Origin of the sequence: Serratia grimesii (assembly GCF_900186025.1) — a bacterium.
Classification (GTDB): Bacteria; Pseudomonadota; Gammaproteobacteria; order Enterobacterales; family Enterobacteriaceae; genus Serratia; species Serratia grimesii.
Map to the genome: position 1 here is coordinate 3128478 of NZ_LT883155.1, position 20622 is coordinate 3149099.

At 52.7% G+C, this 20622-nt stretch carries 24 protein-coding genes; 14 read left to right on the forward strand and 10 right to left on the reverse strand.

Going from position 1 to position 20622, the window contains the following annotated elements:
• The first annotated feature begins 88 nt into the window (after nt 1-88).
• Nucleotides 89-256, forward strand: a complete 168-nt coding sequence (locus SGBXF1_RS14705; RefSeq protein ID WP_186428515.1) for a type II toxin-antitoxin system HicA family toxin — start codon at nt 89-91, stop codon at nt 254-256.
• 28 nt (nt 257-284) lie between these two features.
• Nucleotides 285-698 carry a type II toxin-antitoxin system HicB family antitoxin gene (locus SGBXF1_RS14710; protein ID WP_186427067.1) on the forward strand — a complete coding sequence of 138 codons (414 nt, stop codon included), beginning with the start codon at nt 285-287 and terminating at the stop codon, nt 696-698.
• Nucleotides 699-725: 27 nt separating this feature from the next.
• Here SGBXF1_RS14710 and tcyN read toward each other — a convergent pair whose 3' ends face one another.
• The 8 genes from tcyN to SGBXF1_RS23880 all read right to left on the reverse strand — a co-directional run bounded on the left by tcyN (nt 726) and on the right by SGBXF1_RS23880 (nt 7194).
• Complete coding sequence (gene tcyN, locus SGBXF1_RS14715; protein ID WP_186427068.1) at nt 726-1478, reverse strand: L-cystine ABC transporter ATP-binding protein TcyN; 753 nt, start codon at nt 1476-1478, stop codon at nt 726-728.
• Between the two features lie 3 nt (nt 1479-1481).
• The gene (gene tcyL, locus SGBXF1_RS14720) at nt 1482-2144 is read right to left on the reverse strand and encodes a cystine ABC transporter permease (RefSeq protein WP_037419074.1); all 663 of its coding nucleotides are present in this window, start codon (nt 2142-2144) and stop codon (nt 1482-1484) included.
• Nucleotides 2144-2944: a cystine ABC transporter substrate-binding protein gene (gene tcyJ / locus SGBXF1_RS14725; RefSeq protein ID WP_037419071.1), complete on the reverse strand. Its 801-nt coding sequence runs from the start codon at nt 2942-2944 to the stop codon at nt 2144-2146. Before tcyJ ends, tcyL begins: the two co-directional genes overlap by 1 nt.
• A 114-nt stretch (nt 2945-3058) precedes the next feature.
• Complete coding sequence (locus tag SGBXF1_RS14730) at nt 3059-4051, reverse strand: D-cysteine desulfhydrase (RefSeq protein ID WP_186427069.1); 993 nt, start codon at nt 4049-4051, stop codon at nt 3059-3061.
• 127 nt (nt 4052-4178) lie between these two features.
• Complete coding sequence (gene fliZ / locus SGBXF1_RS14735) at nt 4179-4688, reverse strand: flagella biosynthesis regulatory protein FliZ (protein ID WP_037419066.1); 510 nt, start codon at nt 4686-4688, stop codon at nt 4179-4181.
• Nucleotides 4689-4746: 58 nt separating this feature from the next.
• On the reverse strand, nt 4747-5469 hold the full coding sequence (locus SGBXF1_RS14740; RefSeq protein ID WP_037419063.1) for an RNA polymerase sigma factor FliA: 723 nt from the start codon (nt 5467-5469) through the stop codon (nt 4747-4749).
• Between the two features lie 183 nt (nt 5470-5652).
• The gene (locus tag SGBXF1_RS14745) at nt 5653-6933 is read right to left on the reverse strand and encodes a FliC/FljB family flagellin (protein ID WP_186427070.1); all 1281 of its coding nucleotides are present in this window, start codon (nt 6931-6933) and stop codon (nt 5653-5655) included.
• A gap of 42 nt (nt 6934-6975) precedes the next feature.
• A complete protein-coding gene (locus SGBXF1_RS23880; protein ID WP_238320969.1) occupies nt 6976-7194 on the reverse strand; it encodes a histidine kinase in 219 nt (72 codons plus the stop codon).
• A gap of 18 nt (nt 7195-7212) precedes the next feature.
• Between SGBXF1_RS23880 and fliD the strand changes: the two genes are divergently transcribed.
• The 4 genes from fliD (at nt 7213) to SGBXF1_RS14765 (ending at nt 10593) form a co-directional block, all read left to right on the forward strand.
• Nucleotides 7213-8610 carry a flagellar filament capping protein FliD gene (gene fliD, locus SGBXF1_RS14750; protein WP_186427071.1) on the forward strand — a complete coding sequence of 466 codons (1398 nt, stop codon included), beginning with the start codon at nt 7213-7215 and terminating at the stop codon, nt 8608-8610.
• Nucleotides 8611-8636: 26 nt separating this feature from the next.
• On the forward strand, nt 8637-9047 hold the full coding sequence (gene fliS, locus SGBXF1_RS14755; RefSeq protein ID WP_037419056.1) for a flagellar export chaperone FliS: 411 nt from the start codon (nt 8637-8639) through the stop codon (nt 9045-9047).
• Complete coding sequence (gene fliT / locus SGBXF1_RS14760) at nt 9047-9415, forward strand: flagella biosynthesis regulatory protein FliT (RefSeq protein ID WP_037419054.1); 369 nt, start codon at nt 9047-9049, stop codon at nt 9413-9415. The genes fliS and fliT overlap by 1 nt, the downstream gene beginning before the upstream one ends.
• Nucleotides 9416-9726: 311 nt before the next feature.
• On the forward strand, nt 9727-10593 hold the full coding sequence (locus SGBXF1_RS14765) for a helix-turn-helix transcriptional regulator (protein ID WP_037419051.1): 867 nt from the start codon (nt 9727-9729) through the stop codon (nt 10591-10593).
• 553 nt (nt 10594-11146) lie between these two features.
• Here SGBXF1_RS14765 and SGBXF1_RS14770 read toward each other — a convergent pair.
• Nucleotides 11147-12061, reverse strand: coding sequence for a LysR family transcriptional regulator (locus SGBXF1_RS14770; protein WP_186427072.1), 915 nt, complete (start codon nt 12059-12061; stop codon nt 11147-11149).
• Nucleotides 12062-12206: 145 nt separating this feature from the next.
• Between SGBXF1_RS14770 and SGBXF1_RS14775 the strand changes: the two genes are divergently transcribed.
• Nucleotides 12207-12806, forward strand: a complete 600-nt coding sequence (locus SGBXF1_RS14775; protein WP_186427073.1) for an FMN-dependent NADH-azoreductase — start codon at nt 12207-12209, stop codon at nt 12804-12806.
• 46 nt (nt 12807-12852) lie between these two features.
• Here the strand turns inward: SGBXF1_RS14775 and fliE are convergent, their stop codons facing one another.
• Nucleotides 12853-13167, reverse strand: a complete 315-nt coding sequence (gene fliE, locus SGBXF1_RS14780) for a flagellar hook-basal body complex protein FliE (RefSeq protein WP_061806533.1) — start codon at nt 13165-13167, stop codon at nt 12853-12855.
• A 365-nt stretch (nt 13168-13532) separates the two neighbouring features.
• Between fliE and fliF the strand changes: the two genes are divergently transcribed.
• From fliF to fliL, 7 genes are all read left to right on the forward strand, one after another.
• Entirely contained in the window at nt 13533-15218 is a 1686-nt protein-coding gene (fliF, locus tag SGBXF1_RS14785; protein ID WP_186427074.1) for a flagellar basal-body MS-ring/collar protein FliF, read from the forward strand.
• Nucleotides 15215-16207 (forward strand): flagellar motor switch protein FliG, encoded by a 993-nt coding sequence (gene fliG / locus SGBXF1_RS14790; protein WP_037419039.1) that lies wholly within the window; start codon nt 15215-15217, stop codon nt 16205-16207. The genes fliF and fliG overlap by 4 nt, the downstream gene beginning before the upstream one ends.
• Nucleotides 16200-16898 carry a flagellar assembly protein FliH gene (fliH, locus tag SGBXF1_RS14795; protein WP_037419036.1) on the forward strand — a complete coding sequence of 233 codons (699 nt, stop codon included), beginning with the start codon at nt 16200-16202 and terminating at the stop codon, nt 16896-16898. The genes fliG and fliH overlap by 8 nt, the downstream gene beginning before the upstream one ends.
• Nucleotides 16898-18259, forward strand: a complete 1362-nt coding sequence (fliI, locus tag SGBXF1_RS14800) for a flagellar protein export ATPase FliI (RefSeq protein WP_037419033.1) — start codon at nt 16898-16900, stop codon at nt 18257-18259. The genes fliH and fliI overlap by 1 nt, the downstream gene beginning before the upstream one ends.
• A 22-nt stretch (nt 18260-18281) precedes the next feature.
• Nucleotides 18282-18728 (forward strand): flagellar export protein FliJ, encoded by a 447-nt coding sequence (gene fliJ / locus SGBXF1_RS14805; protein ID WP_037419030.1) that lies wholly within the window; start codon nt 18282-18284, stop codon nt 18726-18728.
• Entirely contained in the window at nt 18725-19951 is a 1227-nt protein-coding gene (locus SGBXF1_RS14810; RefSeq protein ID WP_186427075.1) for a flagellar hook-length control protein FliK, read from the forward strand. Before fliJ ends, SGBXF1_RS14810 begins: the two co-directional genes overlap by 4 nt.
• 186 nt (nt 19952-20137) lie before the next feature.
• On the forward strand, nt 20138-20620 hold the full coding sequence (fliL, locus tag SGBXF1_RS14815; RefSeq protein ID WP_186427076.1) for a flagellar basal body-associated protein FliL: 483 nt from the start codon (nt 20138-20140) through the stop codon (nt 20618-20620).
• Nucleotides 20621-20622 lie beyond the last annotated feature (2 nt).

Genomic DNA, 20622 nt, shown 5'->3' on the forward strand with positions numbered 1-20622 from the left:
GAAATTTGCACGTTAACGTATCAATCTCGTCGCCATAAAGTGTGTATGGTGTGTACGTCAGGGATAATGAACGCGTGAAAGTTCGGAGCTGATCAAGCTATTAGAAAATAGCGGCTGGGTTTTAGAACGCATAAGGGGAAGTCTCCATCAGTTTAAACACCCGAACTTTCCTCTGGTGATCACCGTTCCGCATCCCCGCAAGGATCTCAAACCGGGAACTCTGCGCCAAATAATGAAAGATGCAGGGTTGTTTTGACTCGTGCCAAGCATTAGCAGGAGAAGCTATGTTTTACCCTTCTTACATACACTCAGATCCAGATGGCAGTGCCAGCGGCTTCTTTCCCGACGTACCTGGCTGCTATTTTGCCTGTGACACCCTGGATAAAACTTTCGAAGACGCAAAAAAAGCGCTAGACGCACATTTTGAATGTTTAAGCGAAGATAACCAACCGATACCTCGCCCGCAATCCGTTGCCTTTCATCTGGCGCAGGAAAGTGACACCCTGGTCGGCGGACAATGGCTGCTGGTTGATATCAATATGGATAAGTTTGATGGGCGAGCAGAGCGCATAAATATCACTTTGCCGCACCGCTTGTTGAGCCGCATTGACTCGCTGGTGCAACAGCATCCGGCTTATGGTGGCCGCAGTACGTTTCTCGCCACGGCTGCACGCAATGAGTTATTAAAAGCAATTTAAAGGCCGAACATGTTCGGCCCCTACAGATTATTGATTCAGGAATTTATCGAGGAATTGCTGGGTACGCTGATGCTGCGGATTAGCAAACAGTTCTTTTGCTGGGCCTTGTTCAACGATACGACCGTGGTCCATAAAGATGGCGCGGTCGGCGACATCGCGGGCAAAGCTCATCTCATGCGTCACAATCACCATGGTGCGCTTTTCTTCCGCCAGCGAACGAATGGTGTTGAGCACCTCGCCCACCAACTCTGGATCGAGTGCGGAGGTCGGTTCATCAAACAGGATCACTTCCGGTTGCATCGCCAGCGCACGGGCAATCGCCACCCGCTGTTGCTGCCCACCTGAAAGACGACGTGGATAGGCCAACTCTTTACCGTTCAAACCCACTTTGGCTAACAGTGCCCGCGCACGTTGTTCGGCAGTGGCCTTTGATTCACCTTTAACGATGACCGGACCTTCAATAATGTTCTCCAGCACCGAACGATGCGGGAATAAATTGAAGTTCTGGAACACAAAACCCACCTGTTGGCGTAAAGCGCGCACCAACTGTTTCTGTTTGCTCAGCGGCTTGGAACTGTCGATCATAATATCGCCAACCTGAATAGTGCCAGAATCCGGCACTTCCAACAGGTTGATACAACGCAGCAAAGTGGTTTTGCCCGAACCACTAGGCCCAATAATCGCGACCACTTCGCCCGCACTGACCTCCAGATCAATCCCATGCAGCACCGTTTGACCTTTGAATTTCTTGGTCAATTGTTTCACTTCAATGGCACTCATGCATTACTCCTGATCCTGGCGGTTTACGTGGGCTTCCAGACGGTTTTGCAACGCTGAAAGCAAGGTCGCCATCACCCAATAAATCAACGACGCCGCCAGATACATGGTAAAGACTTCCAGCGTACGCGAGGTAATCAGTTGCGCCTGACGGAACAGCTCTGGCACCTGAATGGTCGCTGCCAGCGAGGTGTCTTTCACCAGGCCGATAAAGCTGTTACCCAATGGCGGTAATGCGGTACGGGCCGCCTGCGGCAGGATCACCCGACGTAGCGTTTGCCAGCGTGTCATACCGATGCTGGCTGCGGCTTCCCACTGCCCTTTTTCGATAGACGAAATTGCCGCTCGCAGGGTTTCTGAGGTATAGGCCGCCGTATTGAGTGACAGGCCAATCAACGCCGCCGGGAAGGGATCAAACTCGATACCAAACTGCGGCAGACCGTAGTAAATCATGAATAGCTGCGCGATCAACGGCGTGCCACGGAACAATGACACGTAAAAGCGCGACAGCCATGACAGCGGCCATAACGGCGAAAGGCGCATCAGCGCCAGCAGAAAACCGAGCAGTAAGCCAAGCGCCATGCCCCCCAGACTGAGCTGGAGGGTGAGTATCGCGCCCCGCAATAAAAATGGCGCTGAATCCAGCGCCAGTTGGATACTTTCGTGCATTATTTAGTTACGTCCGCGCCAAACCATTTGTCAGAGATCTTCGCCATCGTGCCATCTTTTTGCATCTCGGCGATTGCCTGGTTAATCGCGGCCAGCAGTTCCGGGTTGTTTTTGCGTACGGCAACGCCAGATTCCTGACGAGAGAACGCAGGACCAGCGACGGCCAGCGTATCACCGGTTTTCTTCACCAGATCCAATGCGGCCAGACGATCAACCAAAATAGCGTTAATACGACCTACGCGCAGGTCCTGATACTTGGTTGGGTCGTCATCGTAAGTACGCACATCGACACCCTGCACATTATCGCGCAGCCACTGCTCGTAGTTGGTACCCAGACCAACACCGACTTTCTTGCCTTTAAGATCTTCCGGCTTGGTGATGGTGCCCTCATTGCCCTTTTTCACCAGCGCCTGAATACCGGAGATGGTGTAAGGGGTGGAGAAATCGTATTTCTTCTGACGTTCTGGCGAGATGGTCACCTGATTGATCACCACATCGATACGTTTAGAATCCAACGAAGCCAGCATACCGTCCCATTTGGTCGGGTTCAGTTTGGCTTTAACACCAAGATGCTGTGCCAGTGCATTAGCAAAATCCACTTCGAAGCCCGTCAGCTTGCCATCTTCCCCCTGGAAGCTGAACGGTGGATACGTGCCTTCCAGCCCAACCACCAGCGTCCCGTGATGTTTTACCTGCTCCAGCAGGTTATCTGCGGCGTAGGTTTGCGTGCTCAAACCGGCTGTCAGTGCAACGGTCATCACGCCCAGTAGCAATTGACGACGAACTTTAGAAAAGACCATAAACACCCCATCTGTTGTTTATCTTTTTTGATATCAGCACTTTAACAGTGTGACCGCCTGCATGAAGGAATATAACCTTATAAATATAGTTCAAAATGGAATAACAAATCTTGTTCACACCTGTGGATGGTAGGCAAACAGCGCTGGCGCACCGCCGGTATGAATAAACAAAATCGGGCCGTCATCGCGGAAACGCTGTTGGGCAATGCCGTCGATCAAACCCGCCATCGCCTTGCCGGTATATACCGGATCCAACAATACCCCTTCCTGCTGTGCCAATAGCTGTATCGCTGCCAGCCCTTCTTCATTTGGCATACCATACTGCGGCGCAAAGTAATCGTCCCACAGTTGGATTGGCGTCAGTTCGTCGATGTCCAACGAACAAGCCAGCGCTTTTTGGATCAGCTCAACCTTGGGCAATTGGTCAATCACTTTACGCGATACGGTCACACCAATCAGTTCAGCCTCTGGCAACAGTTGTTGCAGGCCAACCGCCAGCCCGGCATGTGTACCGGCGCTGCCGGAAGCCACCACGATGGAGCTAAAGGCGACGTTACTACGGCGACTCTGCTCAGCAATTTCCAGCGCACACTGCACGTAACCTAATGCGCCCAGCGCATTAGAACCGCCCACTGGCACCACGTAAGGTCGGAAACCTTGTACTTCGAGACGAATCGCCAAATCGGCTAATTGTTGCTGTGGATCGTGCAGCGCATCGCACATCACCACTTCTGCGTTGAACAACCCAAGCAACAGGCGATTGCCATTGGTCAGGTAGTTTTCTGCTTTGGTGTCGATCGGATTTTCCAGCAACGCCACACAGTGTAAGCCCAGCTTGGCCGCCACCGCTGCCGTTTGGCGTACGTGGTTAGATTGAATAGCACCGGCGGTCACCAGCGTATCTGCACCTTGACGCAAGGCATCAGCGGCAAGATATTCCAGTTTTCTCAATTTGTTACCGCCCATCGCCATCGGCGTGACGTCGTCACGTTTGATGTAAATTTCACGACCGAGGTAATCTGAAAGGCGAGACAGTTTTTCGAGCGGTGTCGCAGAGCCGACAAAATCGAGGCGCGGGAATTGCGCCAGTTGTTGTTGCAGATTCACAACTTCCCCCAGGGAATAAAGTATCAACATCTAAAAGATAGATTTAGCAGATGTGAACTTAATAATCACTCTTTATTCGTGATGGGGGATAGACGAAAACCCCGGCTGGTGCGCCGGGGAGACGAGATCAATAGCTTTTCTGCCAGGCGAGATACTGGTCGTATTTACGCAGTGCGATACGGTAATTGTTGTGTGCCGCGGAGGGCAATTCTTCGATAATACGCTGATGGCTGGCATTGTTGGCAAACTTGTCTGCCGGGTAGTTGCGTTCCACCAACATCTCATCCAACCGGCGCAAGCGCACGACGTATTCGCGGATGGTGCTGTGGCTCATTTCGGTCTGCTCAAACAAGTACTGTTTAAACGCCATAATATCGAAATAGCTCGGATGGCTATTACAGGAAATCTCACTGCAGAAACGGCACAGCGCGGTCAGTTCATTTTGCACATTCAGCCAAACATGATCATCAATGGGCTGGTCCATACGTGCAATCGCGTCTTTGTTAATGATCTTGCCGCGGAATACTAACGCCATACGATCTAATAACTTGCCACACTGAGAGCAGTGGGTCTGGCTGTGCTTGTAATCTTTCAAATAACGGCTCAGCGGCCGTTTTTTCAATAATATTCCTGGCATAAGGACAGTCCGATTATCGCAATGGTGATCAGGTTGAAGGGTAACGGTTGAAGACATGTCAGTTTTCGTTCGCCAGACGAGCACGCAGGCGTTTAATCGCCTGACTATGCAATTGGCTGACACGCGATTCCCCCACGTCCAGCACGGCGCCGATCTCTTTCAGATTCAACTCTTCCTGGTAATACAACGTCAGCACCATTTTCTCGCGATCCGGCAACGCTTCGATGGCGTCGATCACCCGTTGGCGCAGGTTCCCCTCCAACAGATGATGTAACGGATTGGCCTCTTCGTGCCCTTCCAGCAGCGGTTCCGCGCTTTCGCCATGCTCTTCCCGCCATTCGTCATAGGAAAAAAGCTGGCTGTTATTGGTGTCCAACAGAATTTGACGATACTCATCCAGTGATATATTCAGCGTCTGCGCGACCTCCACTTCACTGGCCGGCCGGCCTAGCCGCTGTTCCAGTTGTCGCATCACCTGCGCGACTTCACGCGCATGCCGACGCACGCTGCGCGGCACCCAGTCACGGCTGCGTAGCTCATCGAGCATGGCACCGCGGATGCGTTGCACCGCGTAGGTGGTAAAGGCTGTTCCTTGCAGGGCGTCATAACGCTCAACGGCGTTCAACAACCCGATTCCTCCGGCCTGCAGCAGATCGTCAAGCTCCACGCTGGCGGGCAACCTGACCTGCAGGCGCAACGCCTCGTGGCGCACTAACGGTACGTAGCGCAACCAGAGAGAATTTTTGTCCATCACGCCTTCGGCGGTATACAGATCGCTCACTATGTCTAAAACCTGCGGATAAGAGAGTCAGCGCTATTATCCGTAGGGGGCAAAATGCCAATCGGCTGAACAGTCGTACAAAACAGGCCTTATTTGCGCCATGCAATAACTCCGCAGCGCGCGACCATAAAAAAACCCCGCCGGAGCGGGGTTCTTTGCGACAGGTTAATCGAGGAGAGTCGATTAACGCAGCAGGGACAACACGTTCTGAGTAGACTGGTTAGCCTGTGCCAGAACAGAGGTGCCAGCCTGTTGCAGGATGTTGGCACGGCTCATGTTAGACACTTCGGTCGCGTAGTCAGCATCTTGAATACGAGACTGAGAAGCAGACAGGTTGTTCACGGTGCTGTTCAGGTTGTTGATAACAGAATCGAAACGGTTCTGTACCGCACCCAGGGAAGAACGCAGACCGTCAACCTGGGACAGTGCGTCATCAAGCTGTTTCAGTGGGTTGATCACATTTTTGTTTTCAGTTGTTGCAGTTACAGTACCGTCAGCAGCAACTGTTGCATCTTTGTACATTGCCTTACCATCAGTGCCAGTGGTTTTAACAACATATTTTGATGCGCCGGTGCTGTCAGTGAAGGAGTGTAACTCATCACCTGAAGCCAGACCTTTAACAGTTACGTTTTTGCCACTTTTAACGTCAACATCGGTCACTGCTGTAGGTGTACCCGCTGCAGCTGCAGTGGTAACGTTTTTGGCAGTATCATAGTTGAATGAGCCATCATCTTGTTTTGTTGCTTCGTAGTACTTAGCGGTACCAGTCTCATCTTTAATCGCATATTTAGTTGCACCACCTTCGGTGTAACTAACTACTGAAGCTTTTGTTTTGTCTGCGATATCCGCACCAGACGCGTCTTTACCTACGGTAGCGGTAACAGATTTAGTCCCGGCAACGCTGTTAACCACTGCGCCAACTTTGTTGTTCTTATCAGAAACATCAAAAGTAGTCAGGTTCAGAGTGTCTTTATTGATATTTTTCAGATCAATGCTGATAGTTTCGCCATCGTTAGCGCCAACCTGAATGGTCAGCGACTGATCTTTGCTCAGCACTTTTACGCCGTTGAAATCGGTCTGCTGGGAGATACGGTCAATTTCAGACAGACGCTGGGTGATTTCGTCCTGGATGGATTTCAGGTCGCTATCAGAGTTAGAACCGTTCTGAGACTGTACGGTCAGACGACGGATGTTCTGCAGGTTATCGTTAACTTCGTTCAGTGCGCCTTCAGTGGTCTGTGCCAGAGAGATACCGTCGTTTGCATTACGGGAAGCCTGAGTCAGACCTTTGATGTTAGCAGTGAAGCGGTTAGAGATCGCCTGACCCGCTGCATCGTCTTTAGCGCTGTTGATACGCAGGCCAGAAGACAGACGCTCAATTGCAGTACCCAAAGAAGACTGTGATTTGTTCAGGTTGTTCTGCGCCATCAGCGACAGGCTGTTGGTGTTAATTACTTGTGCCATTATATGCTTTCCTTACGAGTCAGTTGCGTTCTCGCAACGTAGTTAAAAGGTTCGGGCTGCTTTGCCCACGGCGTCAACCACCGTCCCATCAGGTATCGGCTCTCCCCTTGCAACCTTTAGAAATTTTTTGTTTTTTTTTGCATAATCAGCAATAGGGTAAATAACGCTGTTTTTCCCTCTTCTATTGCGCCATCGTTTTTTTATTTTTTCGGTAAACTTTTTCTCCACTGGGCCGATAACGCGTAAAGCGAATAAAGTCATTATCAAGGAGAATTACCAATGGCATCGATCAGTTCATTAGGCATCGGCTCAGGACTCGACCTCAACGGCTTGCTGGACAAACTGAGTAAAGCGGAACAGCAACGTCTGACGCCCTACACCACCCAGCAAACCAGCTACAACGCCCAACTGACTGCCTATGGCACGCTAAAAGGCTCACTGGAAAAGTTTGATAACTTAAGTAAAGAGCTGGCGAAACCTGCTTTTTTTAACAATACCACCGCCAGCAAACACGATCAGTTTGCCATCACCACCACCGATAAGGCGGTAGCAGGGAACTACAGCGTTGAAGTGCTGAAACTGGCACAACCGCAAACGCTGACTACCCAAACCCCAGTTTCCGACCAAACAGAAAAACTGGGCACGCCTGGCAGCAGTGACCGTTCAATCAGCATCACCGCCGGCAACCCGCCTAAAAATGTGAATATTCCACTGAGTGACGATCAAACTTCGCTGGTGGAAATGCGTGATGCCATCAATAACGCCAAGGCTGGCGTCAACGCCAGTATCATGCGGGTAGGTGACAACGACTATCAGCTGGCACTCAGCTCCACCACTACCGGCGAAAAAAGCACCATTTCGGTTCAGGTCAATAATGACGACAAACTGGGTAAAATACTGAATTACGACTCCGTCGCAAAAAACGGTGCAATGAAGCAAACTGTGGCCGGTCAGGATGCTGAAATTAAAGTCAACGGCACACCTATTAAACGTAGTACCAACTCGATTGCAGATGCCTTGCAGGGCGTGACTATCGATCTGAAAACCACCACCAAAACAGATGAACCACAGAACTTGGTGGTTAGCACTGATAAAGCCGGTACCGCAGCTAAGATCAAAGACTGGGTTGACAACTATAACTCGCTACTGGATACCTTTAACTCGCTGACCAAATATACCCCAGTAAAAACTGGCGAGGCGCAGAATGCTAAAAACGGCGCGTTGCTGGGTGATAACACCTTGCGTGGTATTCAGTCATCGATTAAAAGTGCGCTCAGCGCAGCCCAAGACAACCCCGAACTGAAAGGCCTGGGCAACCTGGGTATCACAACCAACACCAAAACCAACAAGTTAGAAATTGACAGCACTAAACTAAATAAAGCCATTGAAGACAAACCAGAGCAAGTTGCCAACTTCTTCGCCGGCAATGGCACGGATACCGGCATGGCCACCGAGATCCATAACGAGATCCAAAATTACATCAAGGCCGGCGGCATCATCGAAAACTCGACCAAAAGCATCAATACCAACCTCGACCGTCTCAATAGCCAGATAACTACGGTCACCGCCAGCATTCAAAACACCATAGATCGTTATAAACAACAATTTGTACAGCTGGATACCATGATGTCCAAACTGAGTGGTACCGGTGATTATTTAAAACAACAGTTCAAATAAGAACTTTTTAACCAGGTAAAAAAAGCATGTATAACCGTAGCGGCACTCAGGCCTATGCACAGGTCAGTTTGGAAAGCGGCGTGATGAGCGCCAGCCCGCATCAGTTAATCGTGATGCTTTTCGACGGGGCGCTTAGCGCCCTGTTACGCGCACGGATACTGATGAACCAGGGTGATATCGCTGGCAAGGGTCAGGCACTGTCAAAGGCCATCAATATTATTGATAACGGCCTGAAGGGCGGTCTCGACCACCAGCAAGGTGGTGAAATGGCCGATAATCTGGCAGCGCTGTATGACTATATGAAGCGGCGCTTGATGCAAGCCAATCTGCACAATGATGAAGCAGCGATCACCGAAGTCGTCAAACTGCTGGAAAATATTGCTGACGCCTGGCGCCAAATTGGCCCTAATTATCACCCTTCTCAGGACGCCGTGTAATGGAACGTCAACAGCAGTTGTTAGCCGCCTATCAACAAATTTTCACCCTGAGTAGCCATATGATTGTATTGGCGCAGACCGGCCGGTGGGAAGAACTGGTCGAACAGGAACTGGCCTATGTGACGGCGGTAGAAAAAACCGCCGCCTTTACCGGGCAGGCTGGCCCGTCAATGGCGCTACAGGAATTGCTGCATCATAAGTTGCAGCAAATTCTGGACAACGAAACCGAATTGAAACGTTTGCTGCAACAACGCATGGACCAATTGAAAGAATTGATTGGCCAATCAACGCGCCAAAACGTGGTCAACAGCACTTACGGTCAGTTTCACGATCGCGCTCTGCTGTTAGGAGAGCCACAAATCAGGTGAAACCGTGACAATAACGGCGACGTTGGAATAAATAGCAGCATGTACTATTATTCCCCGGTTAAGTCAGGATATTAATCCATGGCATTTGAATTATTCAGATAATGGGTAATTAGTAAAAATGCACAATTTGAGCCATGCTCTCACTTTCACGGATAAGCATCACTCCAACACGGACGTTTTCTGTTCAGCAGGAAATTTATTTTTGATAGATAAAACACGCCGCTGTGCTTCACAGCATATGGAAAAATGTTGCTCCAACGCCCATCAAAGCGTAAAGATATTCACAGATAATGGCTGCGAAATGAATATCGATGGAACGTACAATTAATATTTGTCCTGGAATTGGTGCATCGGCACACATCATTCAGCATACTGAATTATTATTCCCTTCAGTTTATTTTGAGCAACCACATCTGTACCTGGTACAACAAGGCCACAAGCGCATACGTTGGCAACAGCGAGAAATCGTAGCTCATGCGGGCGAATTGTTGATTATCGACGGAGGCCAAACCGTAGATATAATTAACGGCCCTTCAAATGATGGGGTTTTTAGTTGCCAGTTGCTAACCTGTGACCCACAGCTGTTCACGGCACAGCCGGGCGCCGTTGAAACAACATCCTCGACACCCTTCGATGCGGTGCTGGCGTTACGCAACCTGCCTTGTGCCTTGATGCACAGTTTTGAGACCACCAGCCTGGCGCTGGCACTTAAACACCGTTTCCCAACGGCGATCATTCGCCACAAAATGCTAGAAATTCTACTCTGGTTAAAACAATTCAATATCAACTTTATACACAATGAAGCCAGGAATTTAACCCAACGGGTGCGCCGCTGTCTGGCGACCGATCCCCATAATATCTGGACGGCGGCTGAGGTAGCGGAAACATTGTCGATGAGTGAAGTAATGCTACGACGCAAGCTGTCGGCAGAGAACACATCACTGCGTAATCTGATGATCGACGTGCGTATGAGCAGCGCATTGGCGCTTCTGCAATCTACCGATTGGCCGATATCCGTCATCGCCCAGCACGTAGGTTATGAAAGCTCTTCGCGGTTCGCCGAACGTTTCCGTAAGCGTTTCGGTTTTGCTCCCACGGCAGTTCGTGGACATCAACGCGCAATGGAACCCAGTGCGATTCGCCCCGATCACTTCAGCATGATGCAAGAACAGGAGTGATAGCCGCAGGCGTAAATTAAATCATTGAACAATGAGAACGTTGTTTACGTAAACAGGATTAGCGCAAAACGACCAGGTGGGATAGCATCGGCAACGCATTAAAACTGTCAGAAGTGAATAAACCATGCTCAACGAAAAACTGCTGCTTTCCCTGGTTGTGTTACTGCTCGGTATGTGGTTACTTGGCTTGCTGTATGAAGAAGAAGCCATGCGAATGCTGGCGGGAAAATAAAACAGCAAGGCCACGAACGTGGCCCCAATTGTTTTAACTTTGTTTAATTAAAATGCTTATTAATACAGTTAAAACGATAAGTATTAAAATACTTAACAACCGCCATCTACGTTCACTTTTACCGCTCATTATCTTACCTGGTAATTGAAAGGTCTTTACACCCTAAAATTATAATCCAGCGATCAACGTGACAATTTGCGCTACATCGTGGTTTATGCCCTTCTACTCCGTCGATTGATGCACATTACGTTGCAATAACGCCATTAGCATGCAAGTGATTATTCAAAATGACATGACTAAAACACGGGCATCTTCCGGCAATCAAGGCGCTATAAGGGCCAATCTGGCGGGAAGTTGCGCCACTAATTGGTCTACCGCAAGTCTGACTTTTAACGGTTGGTAAGCGGCATGAGGCCAGACGGCATTGACGGGGAAATCGACACTGTCATAGCTGCGCATTATCGCCACCAAGCGACCTTCAACAACGTGCTCACGGGCCAGCCAATACGGCAGCCAAGCCACGCCAGCCCCACTTACAGCAGCATTGGTAACAGCTTGCATGTCGTCCATCAGGATTCTTGCCTGCGGCCTTATTTCTTGCAGACGGTTGTCGTCGTCCCTAAGTTGCCATTTCTGGACAATACCCGCACGTAAATACCCTACTGCCTGATGTTGACTGAGATCGTGTAACGACAGCGGTTCGCCACAGCGCTGTAAATAGGCCGGTGACGCACAAAATGTCATGCCGTGGTGGCCTAACTGCCGGCCTACCAGACTACTGCTGTCAGGCAACGCACCAATACGAATAGCCAGATCAAACCCTTCGTCGATCAAATCCACGGTTCGATCGCTAAAGGACAGTTCCAACGTCAATTGTGGATGCTGTAGTGCCAGTTCCGTCAGCAGCGGTGCTATGCACAAATGGCCGAACAACACGGGCATTGACACACGCAACCTGCCGCTGGCTTGCACTTTACCGCTATCGAGCAAGGCTTCAGCGTTGTTAAGCGTCGCCAGTGCCTGTCGGCAATGCTCATAAAACAGCACCCCCTCATCCGTCAGACTTTGGCTACGTGTCGTGCGTAGGAAAAGCATGACCCCCAGCCGTTCCTCCAACCGAGAGATAATTTTACTGATGGCAGAGCGTGTCAGATGCAGTTTTTCAGCGGCATTAGCGAAGCTGCCTGCTTCCGCTACGGCGACAAATACCGGGATCCCACTCAGTTCAGTTCTCACCTTATTGCTTCCTTTTTGGAATCAATGATGTGAAACACTATCACCACTGGTGAATATTCAGCAATGCTAACATGCATTATCTCGAACACCCCAACGGCCCAACTGACACATTGGGGCTTATTCAGACCATCATCAGGAAAAGATCATGAACAATATATTGGTACTCAAATCCAGCATCATGGGCGAACAATCCCACACAAATAGACTGATCGATACCTTCTTGAACGAACGCAACACAAAGGGGTTTCAGGATAACGTCGTAATACGCGATTTGGTTTCGCTCGACTTACCCGTGCTGGACGCCGAATTGTTCGGTGCATTACGTGGCAGTGAAACCCTAAGCGCACGGGCCAAAGATGTCGTGGCGCTCTCGGACCAGTTAATTGCCGAGCTTAAGGCCAGTGATTTGGTGGTGATTGGTGCGCCGATGTACAACCACAACGTACCAACACATTTAAAAAATTGGTTTGATTTGGTGGCGCGAGCCCGTGTGACATTCAACTATACGGCGACTTATCCGGTCGGTTTGGTCGAAGGCGTGCGTGCCCTGGTGATCAGTTCCCGTGGCGGTAGACATGTGGGTAGCGAAACCGATGCGGTTACACCCTACCTGCGTTCCGTTTTAGGCTTGATGGGGATCAGTGAAGTGCAATTCGTTTATGCGGAAGGCCTGGATATGAAACCACATGGGCGAGACCAGGGGATGGAAAGTGCTCATCATCAACTTGCCGCGCTACTTTCTTAATCGTCCTCTCCGATAAATCATGGCCTCAAACACGAGGCCATGCCCATCACACCGCCATATTCATTATTTCCTGGTAGGCGGAAACCAACTTATTACGCACTTGCACACCCATCTGTAGTGAGACGGATGATTTTTGCAAATCAACCATGACGTCATTTAGGCTAATGCCCGGGACGCCCACTTCGAAATCTTGCGCCTGTTTGCGCGCGGCCTGCTGGGTATCGCTGATTTTGCCGATCGCGGCTTTCAGTTCACTGGCAAAATTAACGCCTTGTGCCGACGCACCTTGCCCCATTGACCCAGCCTGAATCGCTGTGGCCTGCAATTGCTGCAATACCCCTTCAATGCCCTGAATTGCCATTCTGACCTCATATACGCGTCATACTTCAAGCCGCCTCGATGCAACTCGAACTATTTTAGATATAAACATAATGCTGCCGGCCCTTATGACGACAGGCACTACTTTGATGATCCACACCCTATCACAGCGTTTTTATCCTAAAGCCGCTAATTAACTGCAAAAAACCCGGCTTATCGGGCCATCGAAATTCCCCTCAAGGGCAAATAATGGCATGCCCAGAAATGGGAGCGCCGCTATTCAGAAGAAATGTGTATCAGGGAGTCTGTTTTGTCACACAACGCTAACCACATCGTTCATCAGCCTGGCAGGGAGCTACGCCGTGGCCCGCACCGGATCCTGAGCGTCATTGAAGGACACTGGCTAAAATGAGTGCTTCAATTACCGCCACCGAAAGCCGCGATAATGGCCTGCAAGCCATGTGGAATCGTCTGCGCGCCAACCCCAAAATCCCACTGCTGATTGCCGCGTCCGCTGCCATCGCCATTGTGGTCGCGCTGCTGTTATGGGTAAAAAGTCCAGACTACCGCGTTCTGTACAGCAACATTAACGATCGCGACGGCGGAGCCATCGTCACTCAACTGACGCAAATGAATATCCCTTACCGCTTCGCCGAGAACGGCGCAGCGCTGCTGATCCCCGCCGATAAAGTGCATGAAACCCGTTTACGCTTGGCACAATTGGGCCTGCCTAAAGGGGGAGCCGTAGGCTTCGAACTGCTGGATCAGGAAAAATTCGGCATCAGCCAGTTTAGCGAGCAAATCAACTACCAGCGTGCGCTGGAAGGTGAACTGTCACGCACCATCGAATCACTGGGACCGGTACAAAACGCCCGAGTGCATTTGGCTTTGCCAAAACCTTCGCTGTTTGTTCGTGAGCAAAAATCGCCTTCCGCGTCGGTGACACTGACGCTACAACCCGGCCGCGCATTAGATGACGGCCAGATCAACGCTATCGTTTATATGATCTCAAGCAGCGTTGCTGGTTTGCCGCCGGGCAACGTTACGGTGGTCGATCAATCAGGTCGCCTGCTGACCCAGTCTGACGGCGCCGGTCGCGATCTGAACGCGGCACAGCTGAAATATGCCAACGAAGTAGAAAACCGCTACCAACGACGGATCGAAGCCATTCTGGCGCCGATGGTCGGCAGCGCCAACGTGCGTGCCCAGGTCACCGCGCAGATCGATTTTGCGACCCGCGAGCAAACTGACGAAGAATACCAACCGAATCAGCTACCGAATAAAGCCGCTGTACGCTCGAAGCAAATGAGCCAAAGCGATCAAATTGGTGGGCCACAAGTCGGCGGCGTACCGGGTGCTCTGTCGAATCAACCTAGCGCCCCCGCTGTTGCCCCGATTGAAACCGCTAAACCGGCTGCCACTGGCAATAACGCTAACACTGCCAATACTGCCGCGCCACGCAGTGCTGCTACTGGGCCGCAGAATAGCCGTCACGATGAAACCACCAACTACGAGGTCGATCGCACCATTCGCCATACCCAGCAAAAAGCCGGGACGGTGCAGCGACTGTCGGTTGCGGTGGTGGTCAACTACAGCGGCACGGATAAAAATGGCAAGCCATTGCCGATGAGCAAAGATCAGTTGGCGCAGATCGAATCCCTGGTGCGTGAATCCATGGGCTTCTCCAGTGCCCGTGGCGATACCCTTAATGTGGTCAACGCACCGTTCACTGATAACGAAGTCACTGGTGGTGAGCTACCGTTCTGGCAAAGCCAGTCATTTATCGATCGTCTGTTCGACGCGGGCCGCTATCTGCTGGTACTGCTGGTCGCTTGGCTGCTTTGGCGCAAACTGGTACGGCCGCAACTGCAAAATCGTCAGGCTGTGCAAAAGGCCGCGCTTGCCGCCGCCAATGCGCCAATGGTTAAACCAGCCGACAGCACGAAACAGAGTAATGAGGAGCTGGCGCAGCACCGTAAATCGCAGCAGCGCGTCAGTGCAGAAGTCCAGAGCCAGCGGATCCGCGATCTGGCTGATAAAGACCCGCGTGTGGTCGCTCTGGTAATCCGCCAATGGATGAGTAACGAACTATGAGTCTGACCGGAACCGAAAAAAGCGCCATCCTGTTGATGACGCTGGGTGAAGATCGCGCCGCCGAGGTGTTTAAACACCTCTCCTCGCGTGAAGTCCAGCAGTTGAGTGGCACCATGGCCAGCATGAGTCAGGTATCGCACAAGCAGTTGCACGAAATACTGCGTGAGTTTGAAGACGACGCCGAACAGTATGCAGCGCTGAGCGTTAACGCGAGCGACTACCTACGTTCTGTGCTGGTCAAAGCGTTGGGTGAAGAGCGTGCCTCCAGCCTGTTGGAGGATATTCTCGAATCTCGCGAGACCACCACCGGCATGGAAACACTGAACTTTATGGAGCCGATGAGCGCCGCCGATCTGATCCGCGACGAACACCCACAAATCATCGCGACCATTTTGGTTCACCTGAAACGGGGTCAGGCGGCAGACATTTTGGCGCTGTTCGACGAGCGCCTGCGCAACGACGTGATGTTGCGTATCGCCACTTTCGGTGGTGTACAGCCGGCAGCGCTGGCGGAACTGACCGAAGTTCTGAACAACCTGCTCGATGGTCAAAACCTCAAGCGCAGCAAAATGGGCGGGGTACGTACCGCAGCCGAGATCATCAACCTGATGAAAACGCAGCAGGAAGAAGCGGTTATCGACGCTATGCGCGAATACGACGGTGAGCTGGCCCAGAAAATTATCGACGAGATGTTCCTGTTCGAAAACCTGGTGGAAGTCGACGATCGCAGCATCCAGCGCCTGTTGCAGGAAGTGGAAGGCGAATCCTTGCTGGTTGCGCTCAAAGGCGCGGAACAGCCGCTGCGCGAGAAGTTCCTCAAAAACATGTCGCAACGCGCCGCCGACATTCTGCGCGACGATCTGGCCAACCGTGGCCCGGTACGCATGTCGCAGGTAGAGAACGAACAGAAAGCCATCCTGTTGGTGGTTCGCCGTTTGGCAGAAACCGGCGAAATGATTATCGGCGGTGGCGAGGACACCTATGTCTGATCGCATTAACACCCTGCCCTGGCAGCCATGGTCGCTTAATGATCTGAATGAACCCAAGCCAGAGATCGCCCCGTTGCCGGTGGCGGAAACTTACAGTATTCCAATGGACGACACTGTCGTCCAGGAACAGCAATTGGCCCAGTTGCGCTTGCAGGCAGAGCAGCAGGGCCAGCAGCTTGGCTATGCTGACGGCCACCAAAAGGGTTACGACGCAGGATTTCAGGCCGGAATGGAAGAAGGTCGTCAGCAGGGTTTGCTGGAGGCACAACAGCAGCAACAGCCTCTGACCGCTCACTGGCAACAACTGGTGACCGAATTCCAGCACACGCTGGACGCGCTCGATAGCGTTATCGCCTCGCGTCTTATGCAATTGGCGTTGACCGCCGCCAAGCAGGTGCTCGGTCAGCCGCCCGTGTGTGACGGGACCGCCCTGCTGGCGCAAATCCAGCAGTTGATCCAACAAGAACCGATGTTCAGTGGCAAACCGCAGTTACGTGTTCATCCAGATGATTATCAGCGGATAGAGCAACAATTAGGCGCGACGCTCAGCCTGCACGGCTGGCGACTGCTGGCTGATGGCCAATTACACCCTGGTGGTTGCAAGGTCAGTGCCGATGAAGGCGACCTCGACGCCAGCCTGGCAACACGCTGGCATGAACTCTGCCGCCTTGCCGCACCGGGAGACGTGTAATGACCCTGCGCCTCGGCCGCTGGCTGACGTCACTGGACACGCTGGAAAAACGCATCGCGCACACCCCGACGGTACGTCGCTATGGCCGTCTGACACGCGCTACCGGGTTGGTACTCGAAGCCACCGGGCTGCAATTGCCGATAGGCGCTACCTGCCTGATCGAACGTCACGACGCCGGTGAAGTTCAGGAAGTGGAAAGCGAAGTGGTCGGTTTTAACGGTCAGCGGCTGTTCCTGATGCCTTTGGAAGAAGTGGAAGGCATTGTCCCTGGCGCCCGGGTTTATGCCCGGGTCTCGTCGGAAGGGCAAAGTGCCAGCAAACAATTGCCACTTGGGCCGGCATTACTGGGGCGCGTGCTCGACGGTAGCGCCAAACCGCTCGACGGCCTACCGGCCCCGGAAACCGGCTATCGCGCACCCTTGATCACTGCCCCGTTCAACCCACTGCAACGTACGCCGATCGAACAGGTGCTGGACGTCGGCGTACGCACCATCAATGGCCTGTTGACCGTCGGTCGCGGCCAACGTATGGGTCTGTTTGCCGGTTCCGGCGTGGGGAAAAGCGTACTGCTGGGCATGATGGCGCGTTACACCCAGGCCGATGTGATCGTCGTCGGCCTCATCGGTGAACGCGGCCGCGAGGTCAAAGACTTTATCGAAAACATTCTTGGCCCTGAAGGTCGAGCACGTTCGGTAGTCATTGCCGCACCGGCGGATGTTTCCCCTTTACTGCGTATGCAAGGGGCCGCCTACGCCACCCGTATCGCCGAGGACTTCCGCGATCGTGGCCAACACGTGCTGCTGATTATGGATTCGCTAACCCGTTATGCCATGGCGCAGCGTGAGATCGCCCTGGCTATCGGCGAACCTCCGGCAACCAAAGGCTATCCACCTTCCGTCTTTGCCAAATTGCCGGCACTGGTCGAACGTGCCGGTAACGGCATTAGCGGCGGGGGATCAATTACCGCCTTTTATACAGTGCTGACCGAGGGCGATGACCAGCAGGATCCGATTGCCGATTCGGCGCGAGCCATTCTTGACGGGCACGTCGTGCTATCGCGACGGCTTGCCGAAGCCGGTCACTACCCGGCGATCGACATTGAAGCCTCGATCAGCCGTGCCATGACGTCACTGATTGACGACGAGCACTACCGCCGGGTACGCAACTTCAAACAGATGCTGGCCAGCTATCAGCGTAACCGTGACTTGATCAGCGTCGGTGCCTACGTCGCAGGCAGCGATCCACTGCTGGACAAAGCCATGACGCTGTATCCGCAGATGGAGGCCTATCTGCAGCAGGGTATTTTCGAGCGCAGCGGTTACGACGACGCCTGCCAACAGCTACAACAGTTGATCGTTTAACGTCACTAAAGGCGAAAATCCGATGAAACCACAGTCACCCCTCATTACCCTGCGCGATCTGGCGCAGGATGCGGTGGAACAGGCAACGCAGCAATTGGGCCAGGTACGTAAGGCACAACAAGCCGCTGAACAGCAGCTTTCCATGCTGCTCAATTATCAGGATGAGTACCGCCAGAAGCTGAATAACCAACTGAGTGGCGGCATGGAGTCGTCCAACTGGCAGAACTACCAGCAGTTTATCGGCACGCTGGAACAGGCCATTACCCAACATCGACAACAACTGACGCAGTGGGGGCAGAAGGTGGACCACGCCATGAAACAGTGGCAGGACAAACAGCAGCGGCTGAATGCCTTCGAAACCCTGCACAGCCGCGCCCAAAGCGCGGAGCAGCAGTTGGAGAACAAACGGGATCAAAAACTGATGGATGAGTTCGCTCAACGCAGTGCACAAAGGAATCTACATCAATGAACCTCAACGCTTTGCCAGGCATATCGACCCAGAGCGATACAGGCTTACTGCCGGACACGCAACTGTCGTTGGACGAGTCGTCACTCTCCTCCGCCTTTGCCCAATTGCTCGGTGCTCGCGTGCTGCCTGCCGATAAGTCTGCAGGAAAACTGTCACCCATGACACTGAGCGCAGAAGATGAATCAGCACCGCTCAGCCGCAACCAATTGACTCAGCTACTGGCCGCATTCGGCGAGCGAGATGGGCTTATTGCGCCGTCGTTACTAAGTGACAGTCCGCAGTTGGCAAGCGACACCAGCGAAGATCTCCCATCAAGCCAGCCGTCTCAAGACGCCGCTCTCCGGCCTGCCGGTGAGATTGACGCCGCCACACTGCAAGCCCTGTTTGCCATGCTGCCCATGGCCGCTCCCCCTTCTGCACCGGACACTGCCAAACTGACCATTGAAGGTGACCCGGATGCCACTCAACCTGCCGCCCTGTTGACTGCCGCACTGGGTCAACAATCTGACGCCTCTGGTAGCCCGATAACCAACGCACAGAAAACCGCGACAACGCTGACCAAAGAGTCACCACATGTTGAAAGCCGTGCTGAGAACATCCCGCAACAGACAGCCTCAGCCGCAATCCATGACAAGATGGATACCGCCTCGCTGAAATTCAGCGCAGATACGCAACCTCAGGCCCAGCTCAATCCTCATATGGCACCACCAGTGTCCAGCCCGGTAGCCGCACCCGCACCAGCCACTTCGCTGGTCACTGCCCCACCAACACCTCAGTTGAACGCTCAACTTGGCAGCCCAGAATGGCAACAGGCATTGAACCAGCAAGTGTTGATGTTCCATCGTAACGGCCAGCAAAGTGCCGAACTGCGGTTGCATCCGCAAGAGCTGGGGGCACTGCAAATCACCCTCAAGCTCGATGACAACCAGGCGCACCTGCACATTGCCTCTGCACACGGCCAGGTACGCTCCGCCGTCGAAGCCGCCCTTCCGCAACTGCGTCATGCATTGGCCGAGAGCGGCATCAATCTGGGGCAAAGCAGCGTCGGGGGAGAATCCACACCTCAGTGGCAACAGGCACAGCAACAACATGCTGAACAACAGGGCCGATCGGATTACCGCGATCGCCACGGTGACAGCAATCTGACCGCCGATGCTCTCAGTGCCCCGGTGGAATTGCAGGCCATGGCCCGCGCAGTCAGTGGCGTTGATATTTTCGCCTGAGTCACTGCAAACGTCCAAGCTGGCACGCTTTTCTCTGTCTATTCTGGCTATTGCGCGCCGGAATAGACGCGATAATACCGTTACATGTCATGCGTGTGGCTTTTGCGCGCGCTATGCCCGATGGTTTTCAGGGTGCGTTCAACATGGCGGTCACTTGCAAAACCAAAACAGGAATTTGATTTAGCTATGTCTCAAAATACCCTACCGGCAGCACCAAAACGCTCCCTTCTGGTCATCCTGCTGGTGTTGATCGCCGTCGTCGCCAGCGGCGCGGCCGGTTATAGCTGGTGGCAACTCAAGCAGCACCAGAGCGGCGCGCAGCCTGCCGCCAAACCACAACCGCCGGCCGCACCGGTATTTATGCCGCTGGACACGTTCACCGTCAATCTGATGACGCCCGATAACAACCCCGATCGCGTGTTGTATATCGGTCTGACATTACGTTTGCCGGACGAAAATACTCGCCGCCAACTGAACGATTTTCTGCCCGAGGTGCGCAGTCGTCTGCTGATGCTGCTGTCTCGTCAGGAAGCGGGCCAACTGAGCAGCGAACAAGGGAAGCAGCAACTGGTGGCGCAGATTAAGGACGTGCTTAGCCCGCCGCTAGTTAAGGGACAACCGAAGCAGGTGGTCAGCGATGTGCTGTTCACTGCCTTCATATTGCGGTAATC